The 2,726-nt window shown below is 63.7% G+C and carries 4 protein-coding genes; 2 read left to right on the top strand and 2 right to left on the bottom strand.

Features of this window, described 5'->3' with window-relative positions; all coding sequences use genetic code 11:
• A partial coding sequence (locus VMA74_RS13245; RefSeq protein WP_325367686.1) for an alpha/beta hydrolase occupies positions 1–834 on the bottom strand: 834 nt, incomplete at its 3' end.
• Positions 835–844: 10 nt separating this feature from the next.
• Positions 845–1,450 (bottom strand): TetR/AcrR family transcriptional regulator, encoded by a 606-nt coding sequence (locus VMA74_RS13240; RefSeq protein WP_325367684.1) that lies wholly within the window; start codon positions 1,448–1,450, stop codon positions 845–847.
• Positions 1,451–1,764: 314 nt separating this feature from the next.
• On the opposite strand from VMA74_RS13240, the gene VMA74_RS13235 reads away from it, so the two are divergent.
• Together VMA74_RS13235 and VMA74_RS13230 are read left to right on the top strand one after the other, a co-directional pair.
• Entirely contained in the window at positions 1,765–2,094 is a 330-nt protein-coding gene (locus tag VMA74_RS13235) for a hypothetical protein (protein ID WP_325367682.1), read from the top strand.
• Between the two features lie 129 nt (positions 2,095–2,223).
• Entirely contained in the window at positions 2,224–2,589 is a 366-nt protein-coding gene (locus VMA74_RS13230) for a YXWGXW repeat-containing protein (RefSeq protein ID WP_325367680.1), read from the top strand.
• The last annotated feature ends 137 nt before the right edge of the window (positions 2,590–2,726 follow it).

Here is a 2,726-nt window from a genome sequence, read left to right as displayed (position 1 = left end):
ATCCAGCACACGGTGATGCCCCAAGCCCTGCGTGGTAAGCAAGCGAGCAGCGGGCCAATAACGCGCATAACGTTCACCCTCTTCCCATGGCACTTCGCGGTCGTCCAGGTCGTGCACGATCAACCCCGGCTGGCCCAACGCCGGCACATGGCGATGCACTTGCAGTTCGCGCATGCGCACGCCGGTGCGTTGTTCGCACCAGGCGATGAACCGGTCGCGCAAGTGCTCACCAAGCCGTACGAAGCGAATGAAGCGGCTGGCAGCGGCTTCGATGTCCGCCGCCGGTGCAATCAGAACCAGCCGCCGCGCATACCAGTGTTCGTCCTGCGCCAACGCGACGGCAGCACCGCCCATGGAGTGGCCGATCGCCAGCGCCGCGTTGCCGAAGTGCTGGCCGATGGCGCGAATGGTGTCGATGAAATCCGGCAAAGTGCACAAGTTGCCGCTGCTGGCGCCATGACCGGGTTGGTCGAAGGTCACCACGGCAAAGCCCAGTTCGCGCAGCTTCGCCACCCATGGCAGATAGCGCAGGCCGAAGCTGGACCAGCCGTGCACCAGCAATGCATACGGCTGCGTGGCGGGATCGCCCCACACATACGTCGCAATGGATTGGCCATGGATGACCAGCTCGCCGCGTTGCATGGCATCGTCCGGCTGCGCGGCATGGGCGCGGCTGCGGCTACTGGCGAATGGCGTAGCAAACAGCCGTGCGGCACGATCCACGGTGCGATCGGGGGCAAGCCGGCTGCCAACGGCGAAGCCTATGCGCACCGCGCGCAACTTCAGCGTGGTGTGCGAGGAACGATGATGCGAACGGGCCGTTTGGCGTGTCATGGCAGCCTCCTTAAGGCTGATAACTGGCGAACAGGCGATCGATGGCTGCCCAGGTGCGTTGGTGCGCGCCGTCGAAGCCGAACAGGCTGGCGTCGTGATGCAGGGCGAGCATCACGGCATAGAGTTCGAAGGCAAGTTGGTAAGCGTCGGTACCTGCGCGCACGTCGCCGACTTCGATGGCTTGGTTGACCGCACGCACCAGTTCGTTGCGCCAGCCGGTTTGCTGCTCTTTCACGCGGGTGCGCAGTGGGCCGTCTTCGCGGCCGTCGTATTCCACGACGGCGCTGATCAGCACACAGCCGTTGTAGTGGACGCGGATCCACTCGGACCAGCGTTCCAGGATGGCGCGCAGGCGCTTGACGCCGCGCGGCTGTTGCACGGCAGGCCGCATCACGAAATCCATGAAGCGCCGGGTGGCAGCGTCCAGCAGGGCCAGTTGCAGTTCTTCGCGGGAGCCGAAATGAGCGAACACGCCGCTCTTGGACATGCCTACGCCCAGGGCCAATGCGCCGATGGACAGGCCCTCCAGGCCGTCCTGGCGGGCCAGTTCGTAGGCATGGTCGAGGATCAGCTCGCGGGTGGCGGCGCCTTTGGTGGGAGTGATGGAAGGGCTCATGATCGCCAAAATAGCACGACCGTTCGTTTTATTTCCAGGGGCAAAAAGCGGCCAGCATGACCCAGCTCCACCGGAACGTAGGTGGGCCAGGAGCGCGCGCGAACCCCAACGCCGCCATGCAGAACACGCGTCAATGCCGGCTCAAGCACGCAACAGAACCGCAGCCCCGCTCTTCAACGACCTTGCAAGACCATCGCAAATAATTCTGCTGCTACCTGAACCGGCGAAAGCAATCACGTCAACACGAAGAGATACGCTCGCGTTTTCCGACTCGACAGCCGCCGAAGGCAGCTGCCTTACCTAAGGAGAGACACATGATCAGCATCACCCGCAAACTGGCCCTTGTTGCAGGTATCGGTCTTGCGCTGGCCAGCGTGAGCTACACACCGCCTGCATCTGCGCAGGTAAGCGTGGGCGTGGGCATCAATCTCGCGCCGCCGCCGCCGCGCTTTGAACGTGTGCCGCCACCGCGTCGTGGCTGGGCCTGGGTGCAAGGCTACTGGCGCTGGGAGCCGCGCGCGCATCGCTACGTATGGGTTCCGGGCGCATGGGTGCATGAGCGTCCGGGCTATCGCTGGTATCCGGGCGTATGGGAGCGGCGCGGGCCGAACTGGTACTGGCGTGATGGTCACTGGGGCCGCTGATCTTCTTGCGTAAAAAGCTGCGCTTCATTGCACGATGAAGCGCAGGGTCCGCGACAGCTTCGCCAATTAGACTCACGCGTGGCGCTGACCGGGTCGGCAGCTCCGATCCAATTCTCTGGGGACTCATCCATGTCATTACGTTTTGCATCCTTGCTGGTTGTTGCCGGCGTGGTCGCCACGCTTGCCGGTTGCGTGGTGGAACGGCCGGCACCACCGCCGCGTCGCGTCGTGTATGTCGCACCGCCGCCGCCGCGTCCGCAGGTGGTGGAAGTGATCGCTCCACAACCGCCACCGGTGCAAGTCATCGAAGAAGTACCGCCGCCGCGCCGCGGCTATGTATGGGCACGCGGTTACTGGCACTGGGATGGTGGCCGCTACGTTGCGGTGCGCGGTCACTGGGAGCCGATACGTCCGGGTTATCACTACGTGCATCCGCATTGGGAACGCCATCCCGATGGCTGGCACTTCCACGTGGGCGTGTGGGTTCAAGGGTAAACATCGTCTTCACGTATGTCGAAAACGCCCCGCATATGCGGGGCGTTTTCGTTTGTGTTTGCTGCGATGCGAAAGCGGTGCCCGGGCAGGTCGTACTAAACTTATACGGATAACTCGACCCGCCCCAGCCTCTCGCT

Source organism: Dyella sp., assembly GCF_035508675.1.
In the GTDB taxonomy this organism is placed as follows: Bacteria; Pseudomonadota; Gammaproteobacteria; order Xanthomonadales; family Rhodanobacteraceae; genus Dyella_B.
This window is presented reverse-complemented; position numbering and strand designations above follow the sequence as displayed.